The 1,385-nt window shown below is 40.6% G+C and carries 1 protein-coding gene and 1 pseudogene; both read right to left on the bottom strand.

All coding sequences use genetic code 11. The annotated features are described in order from the left end of the window. A partial coding sequence (locus G4P69_RS38260) for a hypothetical protein (RefSeq protein WP_208355197.1) occupies positions 1-1,077 on the bottom strand: 1,077 nt, incomplete at its 3' end. Further along, positions 1,064-1,385, bottom strand: a pseudogene (locus tag G4P69_RS38255) (metal-dependent hydrolase); the annotation flags it as partial. The gene G4P69_RS38260 and the pseudogene G4P69_RS38255, both read right to left, overlap by 14 nt.

The following is a 1,385-nucleotide window of genomic DNA, read 5'->3' as shown; positions in this document are numbered from 1 at the left end:
ATTGCGAGGACTTTTAACGACTGGGATTAAACTTAGCTTGTCATCAACAGCGACTAAGGATAGTTGTAGCTGTGCTATCTGATAATCTCTTTCTCTAATTTCTTGGTTATAAGTTTGCTGCTGTCTCTCGTACTCTTGTTTTAATTGGGTGTTCTTCTGCTGCTTTTCTACTTCCTTGGTAGCAGCATCAAATTCCTGCATTTTTCTGCGAGACTGCGCACTGGATAATTTAGATTCAGCAATATTCAGTTCTGATTCTGCAAGATGGACAGCTAACTGAAGTTGTTCTAATTTCTGCTGGTTTTCAACCCCATCTGTAGAAAGCTTGCCTTTCTCAGTCTCAAGAGCGGCTTGTGCTTCTTGTTTCTCACTTTCTAATTTTCTCAGTCTCGCTTGCTCATGGTCTAAAATTGCTTGGGATGCTTCTTGATTTTGTTTATTTTCACCTAAGAATTTAATTAAGCGTTCCTGGCGCTCAACATCTATCGATTTTTGATCTAGCAGTGATTTAGCTCGTTGTATAGAAGCCAATTTCTCAGGGTTATCCTTGGTGAGGAATGGTGTTCTTGCTTCCAACATGGAACGCGCTTGGCTTAGTTTCATCCGAGCGTTTTTGACTAAGGATTCCTCCTCTGAGTAATTAGCTGGGGGAAGCGCTCGTAATGCTAGAGGAAAATTTGGCTCAGTAGGTTTATGAATAAATTTAGACTTTAAGTTTTGTATTTGCAGCTCGATTGATTGGCGGTGTTTGGTAAGGCGATCGCGCTCAATGGTATTGTCGCTTATAACTTCTCCTGCTGTAATTTCTTGTCCAACATTCACTTTTAAGAAGGATGGATTATCAACAACAAGTGACATCCTTAAAGTATGTTGGTTGCTTTCAACAGAGCGTACACTCGATTCAGGTTGTGTACTTGGTTCACGACGTAAATTCTTCTCAGGTTCGGGTGAAACTTTAGCTATTGGAAACTGTGCTTGAGCTATAGATAATGACTGGCGATTTTCCGTTAAACCTGCTATCCCCAATAGTCCAGCTAAGGTAAAGAAAAGGAAAATCTTCAAGCTAGACTCGTTCATGATCAAGTCTTCCTGTAGTTGTTATACTCCTTATTGACAGTTGACCAGTAGCGAACTGATCACCAAGTTTTTTCTTGACATATTTAAGTGGTGCAACTTCCAGCTTTACCCCTGGTGAGTCACTTGTCTGACTACGCTTAATGAATGGGAATTGGTGTGGATCGAGCGCAAACTTTATATCTGGATCATCAATGGTGATTTCACCTGAGATGAACACCATTGCATTATCATGGTCAAACCGTGAGAGAACTTTTGACAGTTCATCATCCTCTAAGACGATTGATTCAATGGTAGTTACAGCTGGCTCA

This window comes from Aetokthonos hydrillicola CCALA 1050 (assembly GCF_017591665.1).
Taxonomy (GTDB): domain Bacteria; phylum Cyanobacteriota; class Cyanobacteriia; order Cyanobacteriales; family Nostocaceae; genus Aetokthonos; species Aetokthonos hydrillicola.
Note: the sequence above shows the minus strand (reverse complement) of the source record. Positions and strands in the feature narration are given on the sequence as shown.